General features: G+C 59.8%; 23 protein-coding genes and 2 pseudogenes. 9 read left to right on the top strand and 16 right to left on the bottom strand.

Translation table 11 applies throughout. The features are described from left to right. Positions 1–289 precede the first annotated feature (289 nt). Positions 290–421, bottom strand: a complete 132-nt coding sequence (locus ACSQ36_RS08485) for a hypothetical protein (RefSeq protein WP_436181584.1) — start codon at positions 419–421, stop codon at positions 290–292. 28 nt (positions 422–449) lie between these two features. Here ACSQ36_RS08485 and ACSQ36_RS08480 point away from each other — a divergent pair, with 28 nt between their 5' ends. Then, a complete protein-coding gene (locus ACSQ36_RS08480; protein ID WP_436181583.1) occupies positions 450–1,286 on the top strand; it encodes an alpha/beta fold hydrolase in 837 nt (278 codons plus the stop codon). A 252-nt stretch (positions 1,287–1,538) separates the two neighbouring features. Here ACSQ36_RS08480 and ACSQ36_RS08475 read toward each other — a convergent pair whose 3' ends face one another. The 5 genes from ACSQ36_RS08475 to tnpA all read right to left on the bottom strand — a co-directional run bounded on the left by ACSQ36_RS08475 (position 1,539) and on the right by tnpA (position 5,186). After that, a complete protein-coding gene (locus tag ACSQ36_RS08475) occupies positions 1,539–2,036 on the bottom strand; it encodes an IS5 family transposase (RefSeq protein ID WP_286162053.1) in 498 nt (165 codons plus the stop codon). Continuing rightward, positions 1,946–2,356, bottom strand: coding sequence for an IS5/IS1182 family transposase (locus ACSQ36_RS08470; RefSeq protein ID WP_062093255.1), 411 nt, complete (start codon positions 2,354–2,356; stop codon positions 1,946–1,948). Before ACSQ36_RS08470 ends, ACSQ36_RS08475 begins: the two co-directional genes overlap by 91 nt. A gap of 391 nt (positions 2,357–2,747) precedes the next feature. Continuing rightward, on the bottom strand, positions 2,748–3,119 hold the full coding sequence (locus ACSQ36_RS08465; protein WP_436181582.1) for a winged helix-turn-helix transcriptional regulator: 372 nt from the start codon (positions 3,117–3,119) through the stop codon (positions 2,748–2,750). 133 nt (positions 3,120–3,252) lie between these two features. Beyond that, complete coding sequence (locus tag ACSQ36_RS08460) at positions 3,253–4,635, bottom strand: IS4 family transposase (protein ID WP_436181581.1); 1,383 nt, start codon at positions 4,633–4,635, stop codon at positions 3,253–3,255. An 86-nt stretch (positions 4,636–4,721) separates the two neighbouring features. Next, positions 4,722–5,186 carry an IS200/IS605 family transposase gene (gene tnpA / locus ACSQ36_RS08455; protein ID WP_436181580.1) on the bottom strand — a complete coding sequence of 155 codons (465 nt, stop codon included), beginning with the start codon at positions 5,184–5,186 and terminating at the stop codon, positions 4,722–4,724. A gap of 268 nt (positions 5,187–5,454) precedes the next feature. Between tnpA and ACSQ36_RS08450 the strand changes: the two genes are divergently transcribed. Then, positions 5,455–6,312, top strand: coding sequence for an SDR family NAD(P)-dependent oxidoreductase (locus tag ACSQ36_RS08450; RefSeq protein WP_436183128.1), 858 nt, complete (start codon positions 5,455–5,457; stop codon positions 6,310–6,312). 201 nt (positions 6,313–6,513) lie between these two features. Here ACSQ36_RS08450 and ACSQ36_RS08445 read toward each other — a convergent pair. The 7 genes and pseudogenes from ACSQ36_RS08445 to ACSQ36_RS08415 form a co-directional block, all read right to left on the bottom strand. Continuing rightward, positions 6,514–7,430: pseudogene (locus ACSQ36_RS08445) on the bottom strand (Kdo hydroxylase family protein). Between the two features lie 50 nt (positions 7,431–7,480). Further along, positions 7,481–8,163 (bottom strand): annotated as a pseudogene (locus ACSQ36_RS08440) (phytanoyl-CoA dioxygenase family protein). A gap of 75 nt (positions 8,164–8,238) precedes the next feature. After that, positions 8,239–9,447, bottom strand: a complete 1,209-nt coding sequence (locus ACSQ36_RS08435) for an MFS transporter (protein ID WP_436181579.1) — start codon at positions 9,445–9,447, stop codon at positions 8,239–8,241. A 267-nt stretch (positions 9,448–9,714) separates the two neighbouring features. Further along, positions 9,715–10,587: an AraC family transcriptional regulator gene (locus ACSQ36_RS08430; RefSeq protein ID WP_436181578.1), complete on the bottom strand. Its 873-nt coding sequence runs from the start codon at positions 10,585–10,587 to the stop codon at positions 9,715–9,717. Between the two features lie 50 nt (positions 10,588–10,637). After that, a complete protein-coding gene (locus ACSQ36_RS08425; protein WP_436181577.1) occupies positions 10,638–11,354 on the bottom strand; it encodes an alpha/beta fold hydrolase in 717 nt (238 codons plus the stop codon). A 268-nt stretch (positions 11,355–11,622) separates the two neighbouring features. Continuing rightward, positions 11,623–12,279: a hypothetical protein gene (locus tag ACSQ36_RS08420; protein ID WP_436181576.1), complete on the bottom strand. Its 657-nt coding sequence runs from the start codon at positions 12,277–12,279 to the stop codon at positions 11,623–11,625. Positions 12,280–12,557: 278 nt separating this feature from the next. Continuing rightward, on the bottom strand, positions 12,558–13,166 hold the full coding sequence (locus ACSQ36_RS08415; protein WP_436181575.1) for a short chain dehydrogenase: 609 nt from the start codon (positions 13,164–13,166) through the stop codon (positions 12,558–12,560). A gap of 91 nt (positions 13,167–13,257) precedes the next feature. On the opposite strand from ACSQ36_RS08415, the gene ACSQ36_RS08410 reads away from it, so the two are divergent. Beyond that, positions 13,258–13,875, top strand: coding sequence for a TetR/AcrR family transcriptional regulator (locus tag ACSQ36_RS08410; protein WP_436181574.1), 618 nt, complete (start codon positions 13,258–13,260; stop codon positions 13,873–13,875). Positions 13,876–13,902: 27 nt separating this feature from the next. On the opposite strand, the gene ACSQ36_RS08405 is transcribed toward ACSQ36_RS08410, so the two are convergent. Together ACSQ36_RS08405 and ACSQ36_RS08400 are read right to left on the bottom strand one after the other, a co-directional pair. After that, positions 13,903–14,067: a 2Fe-2S iron-sulfur cluster-binding protein gene (locus ACSQ36_RS08405; RefSeq protein WP_436181573.1), complete on the bottom strand. Its 165-nt coding sequence runs from the start codon at positions 14,065–14,067 to the stop codon at positions 13,903–13,905. Between the two features lie 423 nt (positions 14,068–14,490). Continuing rightward, positions 14,491–15,384, bottom strand: coding sequence for an AraC family transcriptional regulator (locus ACSQ36_RS08400; protein ID WP_436181572.1), 894 nt, complete (start codon positions 15,382–15,384; stop codon positions 14,491–14,493). Between the two features lie 229 nt (positions 15,385–15,613). On the opposite strand from ACSQ36_RS08400, the gene ACSQ36_RS08395 reads away from it, so the two are divergent. The 4 genes from ACSQ36_RS08395 (at position 15,614) to ACSQ36_RS08380 (ending at position 18,054) form a co-directional block, all read left to right on the top strand. Then, positions 15,614–16,537 carry an SDR family oxidoreductase gene (locus tag ACSQ36_RS08395; RefSeq protein ID WP_436181571.1) on the top strand — a complete coding sequence of 308 codons (924 nt, stop codon included), beginning with the start codon at positions 15,614–15,616 and terminating at the stop codon, positions 16,535–16,537. Positions 16,538–16,606: 69 nt separating this feature from the next. Beyond that, positions 16,607–16,894: a hypothetical protein gene (locus tag ACSQ36_RS08390; RefSeq protein WP_436181570.1), complete on the top strand. Its 288-nt coding sequence runs from the start codon at positions 16,607–16,609 to the stop codon at positions 16,892–16,894. Between the two features lie 190 nt (positions 16,895–17,084). After that, entirely contained in the window at positions 17,085–17,402 is a 318-nt protein-coding gene (locus ACSQ36_RS08385; RefSeq protein ID WP_436181569.1) for a carboxylesterase family protein, read from the top strand. After that, on the top strand, positions 17,374–18,054 hold the full coding sequence (locus ACSQ36_RS08380) for a carboxylesterase family protein (protein ID WP_436181568.1): 681 nt from the start codon (positions 17,374–17,376) through the stop codon (positions 18,052–18,054). The genes ACSQ36_RS08385 and ACSQ36_RS08380 overlap by 29 nt, the downstream gene beginning before the upstream one ends. 49 nt (positions 18,055–18,103) lie before the next feature. On the opposite strand, the gene ACSQ36_RS08375 is transcribed toward ACSQ36_RS08380, so the two are convergent. Beyond that, positions 18,104–18,598, bottom strand: coding sequence for a hypothetical protein (locus ACSQ36_RS08375; protein ID WP_436181567.1), 495 nt, complete (start codon positions 18,596–18,598; stop codon positions 18,104–18,106). A 377-nt stretch (positions 18,599–18,975) separates the two neighbouring features. On the opposite strand from ACSQ36_RS08375, the gene ACSQ36_RS08370 reads away from it, so the two are divergent. Next, positions 18,976–21,735 carry an ABC transporter permease subunit gene (locus tag ACSQ36_RS08370; protein WP_436181566.1) on the top strand — a complete coding sequence of 920 codons (2,760 nt, stop codon included), beginning with the start codon at positions 18,976–18,978 and terminating at the stop codon, positions 21,733–21,735. Next, on the top strand, positions 21,732–22,433 hold the full coding sequence (locus ACSQ36_RS08365; protein WP_436181565.1) for an ABC transporter ATP-binding protein: 702 nt from the start codon (positions 21,732–21,734) through the stop codon (positions 22,431–22,433). The genes ACSQ36_RS08370 and ACSQ36_RS08365 overlap by 4 nt, the downstream gene beginning before the upstream one ends. The last annotated feature ends 18 nt before the right edge of the window (positions 22,434–22,451 follow it).

Here is a 22,451-nt window from a genome sequence, read left to right as displayed (position 1 = left end):
GGCGAAGCGACCTCGCATTCACTCTTTCTCCGGGTAGCGAGCATCGTCATTGCGCCGAGGCGACGGCTGCGGGAGGCATCGAAAACCTGACAGACGTGGAGGCCGAGGCTCTGGTCGGCAAACCGGACCGGCATCGACGCGCCTGATGGAGTTTGATAGAGCTAAAGACGACGAAAGGTTGTCCAGCTTTTCGCAATAGAGGCAACTGATCATTCAGCACTTTATCCAATCCCCACGACGACGGGATTTGGTCACCGAAATTTCTTCCCAACGGAAAACAAATGAGCTCTCAAACAAACGAACAGAATCCTTCGGTATCGAGGCGCAATATTCTGATGGCGAGCGCAGGCGCAGTTGCTGCGGCGACGGTTTCCAGTTTCTCCCACGCCGCCGATACTTCGCCGCGCAAAGAGGCATCCATTCACTCTGCACATCCAGGAGCGCAAGCCATGAACTACGTCACCACCAAAGACGGCGTCGATATCTTTTACAAAGACTGGGGGCCGAAGGATGCGCAGCCCATCTTCTTCCATCATGGCTGGCCCCTGAGCTCCGATGACTGGGACGCGCAGATGCTCTATTTCCTCAGCAAAGGCTTCCGTGTCATTGCCAATGACCGTCGCGGCCACGGTCGCTCCAGCCAGGTGAGCGACGGCCACGACATGGACCATTACGCCGCCGATGCAGCAGCCGTGGTCGAGCACCTCGATCTGAGGAACGCGGTCCACATCGGCCATTCCACCGGCGGTGGCCAGGTAGCGCGCTATGTCGCAAAATACGGTCAACCGCAGGGCCGTGTCGCCAAAGCTGTGCTCGTCAGTTCTGTTCCCCCCCTGATGCTCAAGACCCAGACGAATCCGGGCGGCACACCGATCGAGGTGTTCGATAATTTCCGCAGCGCCCTCGCCGCCAACCGGGCGCAGTTCTACATCGACGTCGCCAGTGGCCCTTTCTATGGCTTTAACCGCCCCGGCGCGAAGGTCTCGCAAGGCGTGATCGACAATTGGTGGCGCCAAGGCATGATGGGCAGCGCCAAGGCACATTACGACGGCATCAAAGCATTTTCTGAGACCGACCAGACCGACGACCTGAAGGCGATAACGGTACCTACTTTAGTCACCCAGGGCGACGACGACCAGGTGGTCCCCTACACCGACGCCAGCCTGCTCCAGGTAAAGCTGCTGAAGAACGGCACACTTAAAATCTATAAGGGCTATCCGCACGGCATGCTCACTACCCATGCCGACGTGATCAACCCCGACCTGCTCGCCTTCATCCGGAACTGACGAGTACGGCGCCCGACGCCGCGCCCACTTGTTATCGCCTCCGGAAAGATGCAATACGTCCCGGCCGGTATCACGTAAAAGGCGGCGACAGCATATGCACCAGTCGGGCGCACGCAGCACATGAGTTGAGCCTTTGCCCATCCGAGGTCTGCAAACGCTGTGTCCTTCGCAAGTCGAGTCGCCCAAGCGCTGGCGGGGCTCTGTCACATCAAATCGTGTCTCTCGCGCACTCCAAGTCTTTAAGAGGGCAGTTCAAAAAGGCTGCTCAGTTCGGCTGAAGATGTTCCAGCAGACGAGTGAGCAGGCTAGTTTGAGGAATGCTTCGTGAATGTCAGATCGGCGCTCGAAGCGAATGCGAAGACGCCGGAAACCATGGAGCCACGAATGAGTCCGTTCAACGACCCAACGGAACTTGCCGAGACCGCTGCCGTGTTCGGTGCGGCGCCTGGCGATGACCGGTCTGATTCCACGCTCGCGAAGTTGGCGGCGATGCGAGTCGGAGTCGTAGCCACGGTCGGCGTAGATGACCTTGGGTTTGCGAAGCGGTCGGCCGCGTGTGCCGCGAATCGGCGGGATAGCGTCGACCAGCGGCAGCAGTTGCGTGACATCATTGCGGTTCGCGCCGGTCACGATCACGCTGACAGGAACGCCGTTCGCGTCTACGAGGACGTGGTGTTTGGACCCTGGTCGTGCGCGATCGGTGGGGTTTGGCCCAGTTTTTGGCCCGCCCCAACGGCTCGCACGGACGATGAATCGACAGCCGCATATGAGAAATCGAGCTGGCCAGATTCGCGCAGCTTGTCGAGCAGTAGCCCGTGCAGCTTGTCCCACACCCCGGCCTGCTGCCAGTCGTGCAACCGACGCCAACAAGTCGCTCCAGAGCCGAAGCCCAACCGGGTCGGCAGATGGTTCCATCGCATTCCTGTCTTCAGCACAAGCAGGATGCCATTGAGTGCTGCACGGTCCGAGACCGGCAACCTTCCAGGGTATCGCTGGCGTCGCGGTTTGGGCGGTGGAAGTAGCGGTTCGATCAGTGCCCACAATTCGTCATCGATGATAGGTGCCGGCATTCCTTGATCCGTTGTTCAGGTATCCAAGGTTAACCGTTTCGTGGAAAAGTAAACAGCCCTTCCGAGCTCTTTTTGAACTGCCCTCTAAGCAAGCATTCAATCCGAGCGCTGGCATAGAAAAAATCTGTGCCGTTGCCCCCAGTTTACCCAGACCGGTCTGGATGACATCAAGCTGCTTCGGTGAAGGCAAGTTGCTGCGGAACATCTTCGATGATTTGTCCCATCCGATCCGATCCGACGAAACGGCACGGACACATAGCCACCCGGTTTATAGGTATGACACGCGACGTGTGTTTGCCAGCTGAAGTGGGCGACTGTGACCGGCGTCTCAGAGGCTGCTCCAGAGACTGAATCAATCGCCGTTGTACAGCTACTCTGATTGACCAATACTTTACTGATCCGCATCGAACCTGTTTTGGGCGTCGTCGATCTCCGCGATATGGTCGCATGCCCATTTCCCAAGCGCCACGACAGGTTTGCCAAGCGATTGGCCAAGTTTCGTGAGTGCGTATTCCACTTGCGGGGGACTGCTGGGGAGGACAGTCCGCGATACGATTCCATCGCGCTCCAATGCACGCAAGGTCCGCGTCTGCATCTGCTGCGAGATCCCTTCGATGCTGCGTTTGATGTCGTTGAAACGACGAGGGCCAGGTCGAAGCAGGACGATGACAAGCACACTCCACCTATCGCCAATACGAGTCAGCACGCGGCCGACACGGCGCGTGTCCTTCAATACATAACGGCCGTCCTCAGTCATACTCATGTGACTAGATCCCACATTTATGCGTTCTCTCAACCAGCGAAATGGCTCTATATTTAACCTCGGTCAATTAATGAACAGCCCCGCAGCAAGCTCTGAGGATTACCCACATCTCTTGATTTGATTCCGGCGTAGGCTACTCGTTTTGCCGGAAGATGCGATACACGACCGTGCTCTCGTGCAGTGCGAGAAAGCCACGCCACATGACGGTTGGTCCCGGAGGAAGGTCGTGCTTGCGATTGAGATAACCACCGAGCTTTGCAACCCAAAGCACCACCTGCGCGAGCGTCGGCGGTTCGGCCGGCGCTTGCGTTGTGCCGTGTATCCGGCAATACAGCGCGCGCCATTCGACCGGCTGCAGCAGCACTTCGCAGGACAGGTCGCCGTCAAGGCGGGCCAACAGCGTCGCGTACATGATGCGCCAACTGATGACAGCAAACAATGCTGTGGCGCGCACGAAACGATCGAGGTGGCCGAATTGTCGGGCTTCGATCTGGCACCCGCTCTTCAGGACGCGATGCCACGATTCGATCGTCCAGCGGCGGGCATACCACGCCAGACGTTCGAGTGCGTCATCGCAGTTCAGTGTCGGCACTGAACTCAGCAACATCCATTCGATTGGCTCGACGCCCTCGGGGGGCTGAGTCTCCAGCGCGTGGATCACAAACACCTCGGCATCAGGCAACTTATCGCGCTGACGGCTGCGCGGCGGATGCAGCCGGAGCGCCTTGCAACGCACCGTCAATTGCGCAGTACGTGTCGGCGCCTTTCCATTGCGTGTCGGCACCAGCAGATCCGTTTCGCCCACAGCGGGCTCTGCCGCAACGGCGTCCCACAGATATGCCTGCGGATGCGCGACGCGGCGGCTCCAGGCTGCGCGTACCAGCCAGTCAACACCCGCAGGCCGAGGGGCGATGAACGCATCGTAGACATCGCCGTCGCGGTCGGAGATGCCGATGATGTGGGTGTCGGGGCAACGCGTTTTCAGCGACGCCAGATGCTCAAGACCTTCGAGCCACTTGAAGCTTTCCTTCTCCTCGATAGGGCGTTTCCTGCGTTGCTTCGATTTGCCGGATTCCTCGGGTGCGCGAATCCAGGTCTTCATCCCTAGCACCCCGAGTGGCAGGCCCTCAGGTGTCACGGCCAGCAGGCTGTGCAGCATGAAGCCGTGCAGATTGCTGCTCGTGCCGTGGCCCAGTCCCTGCGTCGCCGGTAGATGCATGAGGTTGAATTCAGTCGTATCCTGCGGCGCCAGGACCACCGGGACCTGCTGCATGCGGTTCAGCGTCTGCCCGATGTGGTTGACCAGTACGCCGTCGGTGTCGATCCATGGGTTGTCGAAGAAACGATACGCGGCTTTCAGTTGTGCCCCGTCCAGCGACTGCGGAAACGAACACTGCGGGCTCTGTGCCAGCCGTCGCGCGAGTGCCACGAGCCGCTGCGTCAGGCGGGCGTCGCCCAGCGCCGCCGTGCCGAATTCCTCGCTGGCCCAGTCATCGGATTCACCCGTTGCAGACAATGCGCTTCACCCCGGTCCATGAACGCGCCCAAAGTTAACATCGGTCAGCGCAGTTTACAAGCGGTGATTCGAGATGTGGGTAATCCTCAGAGCTTGCTGCGGGGTATCTTAAAACAGCGCGAGCTATGATCTGAGTGAAGCTTGTGGTATTCGTTGCCCTGATTCTTGACGTATCGACCTATCATCGCCTCGTCGCCGTGTTTGCCGACCGTGCTGGCGAAGTAACCGTCCGACCAGAATTCGCCGCCCCACAGCTGCTTCTTGACCTGCGGACACCGGCGAAAGATCTCTCGCGCCGTCAGACTCTTCAACATCTGAACGAGTCTCGACACGCTGTAGGTCGGCACCGACTGAACGAGAAAATGAACATGATCCTTGTCCGTCCCGATCTCCAGAAACTTCACCTGATAGCGCTCCGCAATCTCAAGGCATACCTCTTTTAGAACTTCGTCAACCCGATTGTCGAACACCGCTCTGCGGTACTTTGCCGGAAACACGAGGTGGTACAGCAACACCGTCACGTTGTGGCTCTTGTGGATGTATTCGCTCATCCACAAAGTCTACTTCTACGCCGCAAGCGGCGGGGAATTCGACCCGAAGAGATTAAGCCATCTCTAGCATCGGTCCAGCGATATCGAACGCGGGACAGATCGACATGTTGCGATGAGACGGCCAAGAGCTAATAACACACAGGTCCAGTAGCAAAACTCAACGACGCGACTCGAGGGATTCAGCCGCTGCACAATGATCGTCACCGGCAGCGCTTGTGGAATAGAACCCAACTTAATGAACCCATCTGCTGATAAACGAATGAGAGAAATGAACAGGAGCATGCAAAGGGTAGCCGTTGTAACCGGTGCCAGCCGCGGCGCGGGAAAAGGCATTGCACTTGCGCTTGGCCAGGCTGGGATGACGGTATATCTCACAGGTCGCAGTCTTGCTGACGACGATTCCCCGTATGGAGGCACGATCAGCGAAACCGCCTCCCTGATCGACAAGGCAGGCAGCCGGGGAATCGCGGTCGCAGTAGACCATACCGATGACACGGCGGTTGCCTCGCTCTTCGAGCGCTTGCGCAACGAGCACGGCAGGCTCGATATCCTGGTCAACAATGCGGCCAATCTGGTCGCCACGACGATGGTGGGTGGCTTCTGGGAAAAGCCCCTCGCCACCGTAGATCTGATCACGGTAGGTCTTCGCTCGCACTTCGTCGCGAGCTATCATGCCGCGCCTCTATTGATCGCCAATGGCAAAGGCCTGATTGTGAACACGGGCCACTACGGGGCCCTGTGCTATTACCACGGCCCTGTCTACGGCGCGCAAAAGGCCGGATCGGACAAGATGGCCGCCGACATGGCCAAAGAATTACGTCCGCATAATGTCGCGGCGTTGTCGATCTGGATGGGCGGATTGGATACCGAACGGGCTCGTGCATATCTGATGACGCTTCCCCCAGCATCACGTCCGACCGCGAAGCGGGAGTCGCCACAGTTCACCGGAAGAGTCATTGCCGCCCTATACGAATCCGATCAAAGGATGGCTCTATCAGGGCGCGCGCTGATTGGTGCGGAAATCGGTGCCCTCCTTGGTGTAAGCGACATAGACGGCTCGCATCCCGTCTCACATCGCTACACGCTGGGCGGGCCGCCCGAACTTCATCCTTCTCTTTTGACCTGACGTGAGGCAGCACCTTTTTTTCTATCGAGCATCGGCAATGGCAACCTGGCGCCCCGCGCAATCCCCTCTGCAGTGCGCCCTCGCTCAATATCTCATCAGGTTGTTCGCGGTATTCCGCAGAAACCACTTGTCCGGCCAGGCCGTTGCCCTGAACGAATACGTCCAGCAGACGGATGTGCCTCCGGACACCCTCTTGGTCTGTCATGCATTCAAGCTGGTCGACTGAAGCAGGCGCTGCCCCGTTAGCCGTTCGAGAATCGCAAGCGGCCCATACTCAGGCCGGATCATCGCGGCGACAGGCAGGAAAAACGTCTGCTCCAGCATGAACTGTCCCGACAGCACGGCGTGCGACGTCTGATCGGAAAAGCAGATCCATGTACTGCCTGGCTGGAACGCCGCGAGCTCCTGCGAGCCGTCACGCTGATAATTCAGGTCTGCCTTCATCGCATCATGCAGCCCAAGCATCAGATGATCGTACCGGGTGCGCCTCGACTTCGTGATTCGCAGCTTTTCGAGGATCCAGGCGCTGCCCGGCCTTTGCGGGGGGATGCCTGGGATGAACCGGCGCACAGCGAGCTCGAACGGCTCGCCGACACGCCATACGCGAGGTACGCCAGCCGGATTAACGTTGGCAAAGACCCGGAGGATCCGCATGCCGTGATTGGGTCGGGAAGGAAACGCATCCACATGAAGGCGGCTATCGTCCGCCTTCCACGACCGCTTGCGATGCTCGACGGGTGAAGGCGCAGACTCGTCGGTTCGGGTCGTAGATGCGGCCTGTATTCGGGGACCAGGTTTTCGACAAGCTGGCGCGCATACGCCTGATACCGCGCAATCAGCATCTGAATGCCGCGCTTCGCCGTAGCGTCTCCGAGCACACCGGACAAGGACGCACCATCCGCTGAGAGACTGATATTCCTGCGCGCCGGATCGGCAAGTTCCGGACGAAGTAACGCCCTTTCAGACGGTGCAAGATCGAATTCCGTTTCCGGAAAATACAGCACCTTGCCCTGTTCAAGCGCCTGCGCACACTGCGAACGAAAAGCGGCAGGATTGGACGACAACTGCGCCTGCCAGTCACCGTCCGGACCTACTACCTGAGACAAACCTGGATTCATTTCAATCCCTGAAAATGCGAGGGCTGCGCTCGGTGCGATGCTGCGGAAAATCAGATCGCGACAGAAGGAACTGACGCCGATCGGGTTCGTGGAACCGGATAGTTATCCGCGCCGTGCCAGGCGAAATTCAGCGAAAGCTTCACCTGCCCGGACAGGTTCCTGCCTGCCCGATGCAGCGTGTTGCAATGGAAAAACAAAGCCTCGTCGAAGCATCCACGATCGAGGTCCATACGGTGCGAACGCGGAATAAACCAGATTGCGCCGTTGGAGGCCCGTTCGGAACCGAGGGCCAGCCTCGCCGAGATCAGGTCGTCACGTTCGAACGACCAGTAACGGATATCCCGATGCCATCCCGTTGCAGTTCCATACCTCGGATATTTGCTCATCAGGCTGTTATGGTGAGCGAGAGACAATCGGGCCGGTCCACAAAAATGTGCTTCCAGCAATGCTCTGGTGGCCGCTGAGGTTGCCCAGGCGGAGAACGCTGGATGTCGCACCACACCGCCAGCAGCAGCCTGATCGTTTCGCCTCCTGGTGCATCCCGCGAATGCGATGCGCCGGGGTAACCCACGTCGACTTCGAACTCGAGCGGTGGCCTGCGCACCGCAAGTTCCTGAGACGCCAGCTCGCACAGTTCGGCACACCGTTCAGCGTCAACCATGCGCCGGATGACGACATAGCCCTCGCCGTCTAACACGGCACCGTACTCTCGGGCGAATGAAGAATCGGGCATTACCTGTCCAGAGATGTTTCAAAATCCGACCGGATGCGGCGTGCGCTCCCTGTTGGAAGCAGCACCGGCACCGTGCTAGTTTTTAGGCGCTACCGGGTTGAAGTATTTGATGCCGATGACGGCGCTGATCAGCTTCACGGCAAGAATCAATGCGATGCACGCCGGCCAGCCTCCAGCCGCATAGGCGAACCCGGGCAGAAATGCCCCGACACTGCCCCCTGCGTAATAGCAGCAGACGTAGACTCCCGCGGCCGAAGATTTCGCCTTGCCAGCGACTGCTCCCATCTGCCCGGTCGCGGCCGTCTGAGCGACGAAAACGCCCGTAGAAATGAGCGCTACACCGATCAGCGCCACGACGAGGTTGGGTATCAGCGTGAGCAGAATGCCGACCGTACTCGTCGCGAGTGCGGCGATCAGACCAACCTTGTATCCGACTCGCCCCATCCACCGGGCCGCAAACGGATTGGCAAACGCACCGAACAGGTTCAGCAGGAACATGAAGCCCAGCGCGGCGTTCCCGAGAAGGAACGGCGGTTTGACCAGGTAGAAGGTGATATAGGTGAAGACACTGACGAAGACAAAGAGGTTATTGAAGGCGCACGCGTAGATGGCGACCAGGCTGGGGTTTTTCAGATGCCGGGCCATAGTGAGAAGGCCTGTGCCGATACTGCGCTGGCGCTCGAAGTGCTGCGAGCGCGGGAGCAGAAGCCAGACGCAAAGGCCGCCGAGCGCGATGAGACACGCCAGCAACAGAAAGGAGGCACGCCAGCTATGGAGGTCCGCGGCAATGCCGGAAATAACGCGCCCGGAAACGCTACCTACCACGCTGCCAGAGACATAGGCCGACATGCCCATGCCGATGTTCTTGCCCTTCCACTCCTCGCCTACGTAAGCCAGCGTGACCGAGAAGATACCCGGAATGAACAGCCCCTGGATGAAACGCCAGATGATGAGCTGCTCGAGCGATGTCGCCGTCGCAGCGAGGGCCATGGGTATCGAGAGGCCGAGAATGCAGGCAACGAGGACAAGCTTGCGCCCAATGGTGTCGGCGATGACGCCGCTGAATGGTGCGGCAATCGCGACGGCGAGCGTTGTCGCCGTAATCGTCAGGCTGATCTCGCTCGCGCTGGTACCGAATAGCTGTGCAAGAGACGGCAACAGCGGCTGGGTCGCGTAGATCGCAAAGAAGGGGCAACAGGCGCACAGCGCGACAGCCCAGAAGCGACGTCTGTCGGAATCGGTTGAAGCTGCGGTCTGAGCGCCGACCGGGGTATTGATGGACATGGCTATTTCTCGCAATCATGGCCCGGATACGGACGGGCTAAGACTGAGAATTTAAGCCAGCTCTCATTGGCAGTCGCTCGCTCCTCGGTCAATTCACGTCGAGAAAGTGACAATCTTGCGTGACCCGGATGCATTGGCTGATGGGATTGAGCCAGTTCCGTTTGCGCTCGTACCGGATCAAGCGGGAGCCGGTGGAAGGCACGCTACGCGTCTCGGACCGTGATTTCGACCGATCCGCCGTGAAGATAAGCATGTCAATCAGATAGATCACTCCATGGGCTCGGCAGACTGGCTGTTTTTATGAAAGTAAGCCGCCGGTGTGGCGCCAAGCGTTCGCCTGAACATCGCACCAAAAGCGCTTGGACTGTCGTAGCCCAGATCGAGCGCCACCGATATGATTGTTTCACCACGGGCCAGCTTGGGGAGGCTTGCCAGAATTCTGGCCTTCTGTCTCCACTGGGTAAACGTCATCCCAGTACTCACAAGAAATTGTCTCGTCAGAGTACGCGCGCTAGCCCCTACGCCCCGTCCCCACTCCGCCAGTGTCAAGTCAATCGAAGGGTCGGCAATCAGCCCCTCGCATATCTTCGCAACGCGCGGATCGTCAGGAATCGGAAGATGAAGCGACAGAATCGACAAGGTTTGGGTTTCATCGAGCAGGACAGCAACCAGCCGCTCCAGTCGGGCCTGCCGATCCTCCTCGCCGCCTTCCAGACTGGTGGCGCGAAGGATCAATTCCCTCATCAGCGGCGTCACGTCAATAACCGAACATTCCGTTGGAAATGCCCGCTCGATATCCGTTCCGGGTTCGAAATAAAGCGTGCGCATTTTGAGCATGCCCGAAGCGCGAATCTCGTGTTCAAACCCGGCCGGCATCCATACGGCCCGCTGCGGCGGGACCACCCATGTTCCGCGGCCGGTCGTGATCGTCATCACGCCCGCCGACGCGAAAACCAGTTGTGATCGGCGATGTGCATGGCTGGCGATAAGCGCGTTGTCCGGGTAGTCCTTGGCCATCGCCGCAACGATCTGGAAATCCTGGCGCTCGCCGGGATGCTCGGGCGGCAATGTCATTCTTTGCGACAGTCTGGATTCGCGCTCGATACTCGCCATCGGTTGGTGGGCCGTCGTCACCGGCATGATTTATCAATGATTCGGGCAAGACCCCGGAGGCAATACGGGGGGGAACGTCACCGGACGTCTGCGGCAGCAAGCAGTATCCGCACGAGTTCGTCAGGCTCGTGGAGCATGACATCATGATCAGACGCCACCGCGTGGACCTGCCAGTCGTCCTGCTGACGCAGTTCCGAGGCCCGTGTTCTGAACGGCGACGATGCGAATTCCGTCGCCTCGATGAAAACACGCCGGATTCTGCCGTCAATCTCTCCGCGCAAAGACAGCTTCTGTTCGATGCAGCGCAGCGGATGTGGCGTACTCAGACGTGCAACTCGCTGATGATAATCCGGATCATGAGGCCTGACCTGGACCGCTGGAGGTTTGACCATCCACCCGCCACTTTCATGATCCACGCGACTCAGATGAGCGTCCCTGCGCTCAGGCGACGTTGCATCCAGCATCGACATGCCGTGCTCCGGCACGAAAGCGTCCAGATAGACGAGCGTGTTCAGGCGCTCGGGGATACGGTCCGCCACGCCCGTAATCACGAAACCCGCATATGAATGACCGCACAGCACCACATCCGACAGATCCTCCCACTTCACGAGATTGACGATGTCGAGAATATGCGTTTCGAGATCGACCTCGGGACCGGCCAGATGGCTGCGATCCGCAAGGCCAGTCAGGCTCGGCGAATAGACCTCGTGCCCCAGCGCGCGCAATGCAGAGGCGACACGGGACCAGCACCATTGCCCGCGCCACGCGCCGTGCACAAGAACGAACGTCGACATTTCAACCTCCAGGCCACGAGTTCACAAAGTTCCGCGATCCCGCAGCCACGGGTGCCCATCACGTCGATATATTGAATCGAAAGCATTGCAGCACGATCGGAGGGTAGAAACCCTCCGCAGGATCACGCTCCAATATGCCCCGAATGGCGGTTGCCATCGCGCTCAATTCGGCCATCCATAGTCGCGATCGGGACAACAATCGGAACCGGCCATTCGAGTCACGAAGATGTCCGCATCAGTTTTGACCGGTTCTCCACGTGCCTGCCATTCAGGACGACGATTTGGGCGCCTTTTCCGCCGCAACAAGCGCCGTTTCAAGCGTGAGAAATTCCGTCTGGCTCGCGCTTCCGTCACCGTTCTGATCCATCAACGTCAGCAGCGATTGCGAGCCGGCGCTGCTGCTGTCTGTGGATGTCGCCGCGAGTCCTTGCAGCAACACGGCATTCGTGAGGGGATTGCTGTCGTTCGCGCCAAGTGCTCCGAAAAGCTGGTCAGCTTGAGTCTTGCTGCCACCGAACTGCTCGACGACCTGTTCGAATGCTGCCTCGCTGATCTCCCCATCCTGCTTACCTTCGGCATTGGTCGGAGGTGCGACGGTTCCCGAATTGAGCGTTCGAAGATAGCTGACGAGATCTGCCGGGTTATCTCGTACCGACGACAACGACGGCAGATCCAGTCCGGCGATGCTGCTCTGAGTCAGAGTCACACCTTCTGACGAGAGTGCTGCAAGCGATTTTGCTTCCGGACTGAGCGTGACCTGCGTCGACGACTGAGAGCTCACGTCTGCGGACGATGCCTGCGCTGAAGCAGAGGCGCCGCCCGCGCTCGCGTCGAGCGCCGACGATGCCGCAGGCGACGACTGCCCTTTTCCTGCCTGGGCATAAACGTTTTCTCCGGGGTCAGAGCCAATCGATGATAAAGCCATGAATACTCTCCGATAGGAATGCGGGATACAAGCGCAGTGCTCTCGTGTGGAATCCTTCCACCGAGCACTACGCCACTTGTTTACGGCCTCATACGGTTCAGGTTTAGGACACAACTGTCCAGTACCCGGCACTCCACCGCTGCGAATCGTCTTGTGTCTTTTTCGTCTGCATCGCATATGCAACCGCAATTGCCGTCCCCTCAGTCGAATCATTACTGAAGCACTGACATGACTGTCACAACGAAATCCGCAGCCGTCCGATTTCGAGGCCATCCGATTCAGCAATCCGTCTTATAGAGCTTGAGAACGCGCCCGGTAAACGGATTGGAAATCGCACGAAGATAGGCTTGCCCGACCTCCCAGGCGTCAACAGGAATGAAACCCGGGAAATACGGATGATAGGCAACAGACTCGGTCAGCACGGTGGGACTCACGCAGTTAATCCTCAAACCGCGCGGTAATTCGACGGCGGCCGACTTCGTGAAGCCCTCGACGATGTGATTGACAACGGTACCGATAGCACCGCCGGCCAGATATTCATCCGTCAACACGCCCGAAATCAGCGTGAATGAACCCTTGTCCGCGATATACGGAAATGCCGCCCGCACCAGATTAATCTGCCCCATGCCCTTCGCCTTGATCGAATCGGCCCATTGCTCGTCCGTCGTCAGTTCAAGCGGTGCCGGGAAAACATCCCCCGCCGCGCACGCCACCGCATCGAAATGACCGACTGTGCTGAAGAGGGCTTTCAGGCTTGCCATATCTGAAAGGTCTGCCCGGAAATCCGCGGACGAACGAGAGACAGACACGACCTCGTGCCCCTTTTCTTGCAGCGCTGCCTTCACGGCGGCGCCCACCGTGCCGATCCCGATAACGATTGCTCGCATGACTTCCTCATAAATTTACAGTGACTGTAAAAACAAATTATCGCATTTACTGTAAAATTTCACGCACTGATTTCGACTGAAAGTGGCACCCATGACGGACAAGGAAGAGAAGAAGGAAGGACTGCGCGAACGCAAGCGCCGCGAAACGCTTGAACGCATCGCTGAAACCGGCCTGCGGCTATTCGTGGAAAATGGCTACGACGGCACAACACTGGAGGCCATCGCGACCGAGGCCGGTATCTCCGCGCGGACGTTCTTCTACTACTTCAAGAGCAAGGAAGACATTCTGAGATACTGGCAGGGCGACGGCTTCCTCGAAGCGCTGCGCCCGTCCCTGATGGCCATATCGTCCAGGCAGGCGCCGCTCACCGCCGTACGTCATTGCCTGATTGAACTGGTCTCCCGCTACGAAAACAAGCGATCCATCGTCGTGGACAACCTCATGCGCTCGACGGAAGCACTGCGCGCCCAGAAGCAGGCGATCTTTGTCGAGATGGAAACGACCGTATTCGAGGCCCTGTGCGAGGTGTGGCCGGACCAGAAACGTTGGGCGACGCTGCGTGCTGTTGCGATGGTAGCCATCGGGACGATGCGGCTGGCCATGGAAGACTGGCGCGACGGCAAAGGCAAGCGCCCCCTGGCCGATTATCTGAGCGAGGGTTTCGCGAGATTGCAGACGGAAATTCGTGCCTCGCGGACCAGGGCATAAATCCCTGTCAAGCCAGCACTCGATCCATCAGAGATCGAGCGTGATTTCGCCAGATGTCGCACGCGACACACAGACCGCCAACAGACTGTCTCGCGAGCTTCGATGCAAACAAATGTCGTTGTGCTCGACTCTTCCCTTGCTATAACCAATGACACACGTACCGCAAGACCCCGTCTCGCAGGAGGACGGCACATCCAATCCATCCGCTTTAACACTGAGGTTGTGAAACGGCAGGCGCACGATGAGACATGGTAAAACAAGGCAGCTAGTATCGCCATAATACCGACCGCAAGATGACCCACGTATCCACACTCAGCAAGCAGTCGCGCGAGTCTTCGTGACTTTATTGAAGATAAAGGTCATCTATCGCATACGTCAATCGCGGTCTGGCGTGAGAACAATGCGACCGTTAAGCGCGCGATCTTCGGGATGGCGCAGCGCTGGGAATTCGTCGACCATTAGCAACAGCTTGGGGCGACGCGCGATGCCGTCGCTGACGAGGTACAGTGAAACGGGATGCTCGGGCGCAATCAGAAAAGGTTCGTCGAATTCTGCCCTGCTAAAACGAGGCGGCCGGCGCCCACTTACCCGCGCAAGCCTGGACCGCTGACGTACCTATACTGAGACAGATTTCAGTTCGGTGACGTCGCGCTTGGGCGGCGTACCAAACATGCGCGCATATTCCCGGCTGAACTGCGATGGGCTTTCGTATCCCACCTGGAATGCAGCGTGAGAGACACTTACGTCGTTCGATGCCATCAATCGCCGCGCCTCCAGCAGCCGGAGCTGTTTCTGGTACTGAAGCGGCGTCATCGAAGTGAGCATCTTGAAGTGTTGGTGAAAGGATGTCGCGCTCATGCGGGCAGCTGCGGCGAGATGCTCGATCCTGACCGGCCGGGTGAAGTTTTCCCGTAGCAGATAAATGGCTTCAGCTACGCGCTGCATATGGCTATTGGGCAAGACGAGCTTGCATATCTCGCCCGCATACGGGCCTGTAAGCAGCCAGAAGCAGATTTCGCGCATGATCATCGGCTGAAGGATCGCAATTGCCTTCGGATTGTCCAGAAGGCGCACGAGCCGAACTACGCAATCGGCAAGCCCGCCATCCAGAGGCGAAGCAAACACGCCAATGCCCTGATTGTTCGACGGAACAGGCGGCTCATCGAGCTGATCCATGACCTCGCGAAGCACACCTATGTCGAGATCAATCGTAATGCCGAGATAGGGTCGCTCCTTGCTGGCCTTCGTCACGCGTCCGAATGCCGGCATTTCTACGGCGACGAGCAGGAAACCCATTTCGCCATAGTCGAAGACGGCCTCGCCAAAGGCAACCTCCTTCATGCCCTGGACGGTGATGCAAAGCGATGGTTTGTAGACCACGCCATTCGGCAAGGTCTTCTCGCTCAGCCTGATGATATGCACGCCGTCGACGGCGGTCGGAAAAAAACCGTCTCCTTGCCCTTTCGGGGCAAGGAGACGGTTTACGACTTCGACAAGGGCTGAGGTCACGGCCAGGCTCCAGGATTTCCGGGGAATTCTAGCTGATATCTGCAGGATCCAAACCGCCTAGATCAGCCGTCCTGAAGGAATAGGCAAGAAATCTGAGAGATCGGGCATTTAGCCTAAAGGCTGTAGCGCCTACCCTTGCAGAGCGGGAAACACGCGTGAGGCGGTTTTTGTCCATCGAACTCGTTCTTCGCCCCCCTGCCTCGCCCAATAAGCCACGTAAGGTAAAAACATGAGCAAATGGACCACCTCCGACCTTCCTCCACAGCATGGCCGCTCCGCAGTTGTCACCGGGACGGGCGGCCTCGGCTTCGAAGACGCGCTGGCGCTGGCGCGTGCCGGCTGCGAAGTGATCGTCGCAGGACGCGCCCCCCAAAAGGGCCAGGAAGCGCTCGCGAGAATTCGTGCGCAGGTGCCTGGCGCTAAGGTCTGCTTCGAACAGGTCGATCTCGCCAGCCTCGCCTCAATCGCGGCGTTCGGGAAACGGCTAAACGCCAATCGAGATAGCCTCGATCTCCTCATCAACAATGCAGGCGTGATGACGCCGCCCAATCGTCGCGAGACGTCGGATGGCTTCGAGCTGCAATTCGGGACAAACTATCTGGGTCATTTCGCCTTGACCGCACATCTGCTACCCTTGCTGCGCAAAGGCCACACGCCACGCGTCATCACCCTCTCCAGCGTCGCCGCTCGCAGCGGAAAGATCGACTTCGACGACCTCAATGCGAAGCGGAAATACAAGCCGATGCCCGTCTACAGCCAATCGAAGCTCGCCTGCCTGATGTTCGCGTTCGAGTTGCAGCGCCGCAGTGAAACATCAGGCTGGGGCATCACCAGCATCGCCGCGCATCCTGGTATCTCCCGGACCGATCTTCTGCATAACGCCCCTGGACGCCGAAGCCTCTTCGGCATGGTTCGTTCCGCCTTCTGGTTCCTGTTTCAACCGGCGGCCCAGGGGGCGCTGCCGACCCTGTTCGCCGCCGCCGCGCCGACCGCCAGGCCAGGCGGCTACTACGGACCGGACAAGATGAACGAGATACGCGGTTATCCCAGCCCGGCGAAAGCGCCCCCTGCATCGCTCGACAAGCAGGTCGCCAGGCGACTGTGGGATGTGTCGGAGGAGCTCACCGGCATCCGCTTTGGTCAGGTGGTCTGATGCACCGGGCGCTCGTCTATGTGGCATTCGGCTGGCTGACCTTCGGCGGGATGATGCATTTCCTGATCGATGTCATCTCCCAATACGCGCGGCAAGCGCGCGCCGGGACCGGAAACGACGCTCTACTACGGACTGAACACGTCGTTCGCTCTTGGGCAGGTCGCGTTCGGTTTGATCTGTCTCTGGCTGGCCTGGCATGCGCCGGCGATCCTCGACGGTCGCCCCGTCATGGCACTCGCCTTCGTCGCAGCGGCGGCCTGGCTGGCGATCACTTTCCTCTTCATGGGCTATTGGGAGCCGAAGCTGAACACCGGCATCTTCGCCGTTCTCCTGATCGCTGCAGCCCTGACAACCTGAGAACCCGCCGAGTGTCAGTCCTATGTCAGAACTCGATGCTCGCGAGCTTGGATCAGATGCGCCTTCGTGGGAGAAAACCCAATACCCAGTCGCGCAACCGAGTTGGCGCAGCGCCATGAAAACGAAGCAGCAAGTCGGTTTCGTAGGCTGTCATAGAACTTACACGGAGCAATCCGGAAATCATTTCAAGATGCTGACAATCGACCTGAAGCTCCCTACGGGAGCAATCCGCGGTGTCGCGCGCGATGCTAACGGCGTGCTGGCGTTCAAGGGCATTCCTTACGCCGCTCCACCAACTGGCGAGTTGCGCTGGAAACCTCCGCAAGACGTGCCCGCGTGGCCGGGCGTGCGCGACGCAACTGTTTATGGCAATCCTGGCTTTGGTGCGCCAATACCCGGCCTCAAGAAGCTGACAAAAACACAGAGTGAAGACTGCCTGACACTCAACGTCTGGACTGGAGCGTGGCGAGCAGATCGACGTGCCACTGCTAGGTGGATGGAACGCTGATGAGCATACCTACTTGGTGCCGAGAGCACTTTCGCATCGAACCCCGGCCAGCTTCAAGAACGCCGGTGCGCGCCAGTTCGGCGAATCGAGGTTGAGCGACTTCCTCAAGTTCTATCCGGCTGACTCCAGCCAAACCGCCAAACGATCTGCCCAGCTGTTGATCGGCGATCTGGTCATCAGCGAGCAAACCTGGGAGCGGCTAGGTGCGCATCGCGCGACATCGACATCGACGGTCTTCGTCTACAACTACCAACATTCTTCGGATTACTCACCTCATCCCGTCCACAGCGCGGAAGTGTCATTCGTATTCGGCAGCATCAATGACCGCCTGGATCCCTCCAGGCCGCGCGCAGGTCCGTCCGACGAGGCCTTGTCGGCCTTGACGATGTCTTACTGGACCAACTTCGCGTGTGATGGCAACCCGAACGGTCCAGGCCTTCCGACTTGGCCGGCCTATGAAGGACCAGGCTCGCAGGTGATGCGCTTCGGGGCGGCTCCAAGTGCTGCAGCCGGGGATGGAACGGAGCGATTTCGCTTCATCCAGTCGTTTCGAAAAAGCGGGCGACTTCCGGAGAATTGGAGAAACGTCAAAGCGGGAATGCCGACACCCATCGCAGCAATGCTCGCTAAATTGGTCCTCTTGGCCAAGTAGGTGCGAGGCTTGCACTTTGCAAAACCAAAATGCTGTAGCCAGTAGCCAATCAGACGCTGCCCTTTAACGCAGTCCCCGGCCACAGAATCGGCATTGTGAACCTCATACCAGACTCACTTACTTCAATAAGGAGCGGGAATTGGTCGACAGACTCGAAGACGAAATTGAAATCGCAGCAGTAATGTCCGGCTGGCTGCACCGTGATCTCGCGCAATGGGATGCGCTCGGCCCCTCGAAACAGGTATGCGACAGTGAGTTGCGAAACCATGGAGACGAGCCGCATCCAGAGCGTCAGCGTCATCGGCAAGGTGCTGGACACGGTCCGGATCGGGGAGCACAGGAAAGCGCTGTTCAGCGCGCGAAGGACGGACGGTGTGCATGGATGTTTGCGGTTACAGAACGAAAGACGGCGCAACGCGTGCGCCGCGGCAGTCGTTGACAAGTGAATGCCTGAGCTCAATTGGAACAGCGCCGATGAACCCGGCCTACCATCGAAATGGAGCAAATGCGGCTTTGTTACCGGAATCCTGCCGATGCCTTTCATTGGCCTGCAGCACTTCATCGAGAACGGACATTGCGTTCTCCTCGCGTGGCCACCGCGTCCAGGTAATTCCATACCGAAGAGCGCAGCGGCGCCGGCAACGAACGATTCGAGATAAGCATAGTCATCAATCGCCACAACCCAACGGCGCGCCAACGCTTCTCAAGCGAAATATTAAATATTCACTTAGTTGTGAAAAAAAGTCGTTTAGAGGCAGCAGGGTGATCCGGCAATAATCGGCATTCGATGCGCCACGCGCATCCGCAACCGACGTAGTTCCTTTCATCGAGCGATGTGAGTGCTCATGCTTAGCATGCCTATGCGCATGGACATACCTTCGCCGTCGAGTCCGGCATGCGTGACTCAACCGTGGAAACAAGATGCAGCACCTCATTGAATACGCGCTCCTCGGTTTGAGCATGGGCGGCGCCTATGCGCTGGTAGCGCTCGGTCTTGTCTCCGTTTTTCGCGGGACGGGTGTCGTCAATTTCGCGCAGGGCGCGATCGGCATGACGGCAACCTACATTTTCTGGAAGCTCTACGCGCACGCGGGCGTGCCGCTATGGGCCGCCATTTCGATCGGCTTGCTGACCGGCATTGCGATCAGCATCGCTTTTTATGCGTTCATTGGCCGGCGTCTTGTCGGCGCTTCGACTACGGTCAAGACCCTCGTGACGCTTGGCCTCTTGTTGCTGTTGCAGGCAATCGTCAGGATCGTCTGGACCAACCAGCAGGAGCGCGTCGCGAGCTTCCTGGTCTCGGGCGGCACCACCATTCTCGGTACGCGCGTCCAGTTTCTCGCGCTCGTGCTGGTCGGCGTGGCCGTCGTCCTGACTGTGCTGCTCACGCTGCTGTTCGAGCGCACCAGATTCGGGCACGTGACAACCGCGTTGCAGGACAGTCCGATGGGTGCGCAGGCGCTCGGCTTCTCACCTCACCCGTGGGGCGCCGCCGCGTGGGGCATTGCGGGTCTGCTCGCGGCGCTTGCCGGCATCCTGCTCAGCCCGATCACCGCGCTGAGCCCGGACGCATTGAGCAGTCTCGTGATCCCGTCGATTGGCGCCGCGCTCATCGCCGGCTTTCGCAAATTCTGGGTCGCGTTGCTGGTTGCGATCGCGACCGGGGTTGTCGAATCGCTGGCGATCGGCCTGTCCATAGAACCAGGCCTCGCCAAATCCATTCCGTATATCGTCACGCTCATCGCGCTCGTCATAAGCGGACGCAATCTGCCAGGACGCGGCACTGTCGATGCGCCGCGGCTATTTCGCGTGGGTTCAGGCACGGTCAGCCCGGCCGGTTTGGTGCTCGCACTTGCCGTGATCGCGGCGCTTGTCGGCTGGCTGCCGGACTACTGGTCCGACACCATGGCCTTGACCGCGATCTTCGCGCTGGTCGGCTTGTCGGTTGTCGTCGCGACCGGGTATGCAGGCCAGGTGAGCCTGCTTTCGCTCGGACTCACGGGCAGTTCCGCCTTGCTCGCGGGATGGCTCAACCAGGCAGGCGCGTCGCTGTTGCCCACGCTGGCCGGAACGGCCGTCGCGGCGGGCGCCATCGGATTTGTGATCGGCGTGCCTGCATCAAGGACGCGCGGCATCGGCCTGACCATCGCGACGCTTGCGATTTCAGCGATCATCGAAACGTGGATCTTTACGAGCGATCGATTTCTGAACGGCGTGCAAGGATGGACCGCGAGTCACGTCAGCGCCTTCGGATTTTCGTTCGATAACGCGTCGCACCCGCAGCGATTCGCGCTTCTTGCCTGGGCTATTGCGACGCTGGCCGCGCTTGGCGTCGCCGCGTTGCGTCGCAGCCGGGCCGGCCGTCGCATTCTCGCGGTCCGCTCCAACGAGCGGGCGGCTGCGGCAAGCGGCGTGTCGGTCATGCACGCGAAGATTGCCGCTTTGGCGATGTCCTCCGCGCTGGCCGGACTGGCCGGCGCGCTGCTCGCGCTGCAAAGCGGCACGGTCGGGGGCCAGCGTTTCGGCGAAGGTTTTGCTTACGCCGATTCGCTTGCCGTGATCAGCATGACGGTCCTCTCCGGTGCAGGGTTTGTAGTGGGCGGCGTGCTGACCGGCGTGTTCGCGCCCGGCGGACTGCTCGCGCAGGTCCTGTCGTTCGAAGGCTCGATCAATGACTGGCTGTTCCTCGCGCTGTCGCTGAATCTCGTGTTCGTGCTCGTGAGCGAACCGGATGGTTTCGTCGCCCAGCTCATGCGCGGCGGCGCGCGCTTGCCCGCGCCTGTAAGACGCATCGGCGCGGCGCTCGCGCGCTGGCCGGCCTCTGCACCATCGCCTGTGGTTGCCGTGCGTTCGCAGGCCGTCGAGCGGCCGCGCGCGACGCCTGTCGACGGCCCCGCGCTGCAGGTCGAGAACCTGCGCGTGCAATACGGCGATGTAGTCGTCGTCGACGGCGTGACGCTGAGTCTCGCACCCGGCGAGATAGTCGGCGTGCTCGGCGCCAATGGCGCGGGCAAGAGCAGTCTGATCGATGCCATCACCGGCTTTATTCCCGCACGCGCGGGACGCATCGTGGTGAACGGCGCCGATGTCACCGGACTGCCGCCGCATCGCCGCGTTGCACGTGGCCTGACGCGCACGTTTCAGGACCATCTGCTGTTCGAGGATCTGTCGGTGCGCGAGAACCTGGAAACCGCGGCGGAGCGTCAGGACTGGCTCGCGTACCTGCTTGCGCCGTTCGGTCTGGCGCGACGACGTGCGTTGCCATCGGTCGATGCCGCGTCCCAGGCGGCCGGCATTGCCGCCCTGCTCGATACGACCGTGGAATCGCTGTCGCTCGGCTGGCACGCGCGGGTGACGATCGGCCGCGCACTTGCCGCGCGGCCTTCAGTGCTGTGTCTCGATGAACCCGCCGCAGCGCTCAGCCCCGAGGCGCGCGCGCATATCGTCGATGTGATTCGTCGTGCCGCGCATGAATCGGGTATCGCGATCCTGCTTGTCGAGCACAACATCGACGTGATCCTCGAAACCTGCGATGTCGCCATCGTGATGGATGCGGGCCGCGTCATCGCGCGTGGCAAACCAGCCGACGTGCTGCGGCTGCCGGACGTGAGGCGCGCCTATCTGGGCGACACGCTGGAAGAAACTCAACTTGCCGATCCGCAAACGGAGGCAGTGCAATGAGCACGCCCGTCCTCGAGGTACGCGGCCTCAGCGCCGGTTATGGCCGCCGGCAGGTGCTGCAAGACGTGTCGTTCAGCGTGCGCGCCGGCGAAGTGCTCGCGCTGCTCGGCCGCAATGGCGCCGGAAAATCGACGACGCTTTTGTCCATCGCAGGTTTCATCCCGGAAGCGCGCGGTCAGATCCTGTTGCATGGCCGGCCGCTCGAAGGTGCGCCTCACCAGCGCGCAAAAGCGGGGACGGGTCTCGTGATCAAGGGACGCAGCCTCTTCGCGTCGCTCACCGTCGCGGAGAACATGCGCCTCGCCGGGCTGAAGCCGGATGCGCTGCTTGGCATCTTTCCTGAACTCGAACCACGCCTCGCCGTGCTTGCCGGACAACTCAGCGGAGGCGAACAGCAAATGGTCGCGGTCGCCCGTGCGTTGCTGCGGCGTCCGCGCATCGTGTTGCTGGACGAGTTGACATTCGGCCTGAGTCCCTCGATGTCGCGCCGGGTCGTCGACGCCGTGCTCCGGCAAGCCAAAGCCGACGAGATCGCGGTGCTTGCGGTCGAGCAGCATCTGCACATCGCGGAACGCATCGCGACCCATGTTGCGATCATCGGCGATGGCGTCGTGAAGCTGCATCTGGATCGCGCCGAACTACTGCATCGCGCACACGAAATCGAGGCGATCTATCTTGGTGCGGTCACCGAAATCTAGCCATGTGAATCTGCCCTG

The sequence above is a fragment of the Caballeronia sp. LjRoot34 genome (assembly GCF_964253815.1).
In the GTDB taxonomy this organism is placed as follows: Bacteria; Pseudomonadota; Gammaproteobacteria; order Burkholderiales; family Burkholderiaceae; genus Caballeronia.
Note: the sequence above shows the minus strand (reverse complement) of the source record. Positions and strands in the feature narration are given on the sequence as shown.